The 485-nt window shown below is 75.5% G+C and carries 1 protein-coding gene; it reads right to left on the bottom strand.

The window, feature by feature from the left end:
* A partial coding sequence (locus tag ACWF62_RS20640; RefSeq protein ID WP_452631295.1) for an MFS transporter occupies window positions 1–485 on the bottom strand: 485 nt, incomplete at both ends.

The following is a 485-nucleotide window of genomic DNA, read 5'->3' as shown; positions in this document are numbered from 1 at the left end:
GTCCAGGCCCTCCCGCGCCGAGTCCGGGGCGTCGGCGGGCAGCCGTACGGTCGCGGTGTACAGCGCGCTGAGCATGCTGCCCAGGATCGCGACGCCGGACAGCGAGCCCAACTCGTAGGAGACCTCCTCGACCGAGGCGGCCATCCCGGCCCGGTGTGCGGGGGCGTTGCCGATGATGGCGGCCGAGGCGGCGGTCATCGCCAGACCCGACCCGGCGCCCACCACCACCAGACCCGGCGTGATCCAGGCCGAGTGGTCCGGGTGCAGGGACAGGAACGGCACCATCTCGGGGGTCAGGGCGAGGGTGAGCAGGGCCCCGACGCCGGTCAGGAGCAGTCCGCCGGCGATCAGCGGGCGGGTGCCGACGCGGTGCAGCACGGCGCCGCCGATGATGCCGGCGGGCAACGCGCCCACGGCCAGGGCCGCCACCAGCACCCCGGCCTCCAGCGGGGTCAGGCCGAGGACGAGCTGGAGGCGCTGGGTGA

It is taken from the genome of Rhodococcus sp. NPDC054953, from assembly GCF_053609225.1.
The sequence above is the reverse complement of the archived record's forward strand: the minus strand, read 5'-3'. Positions and strand labels throughout refer to the sequence as shown.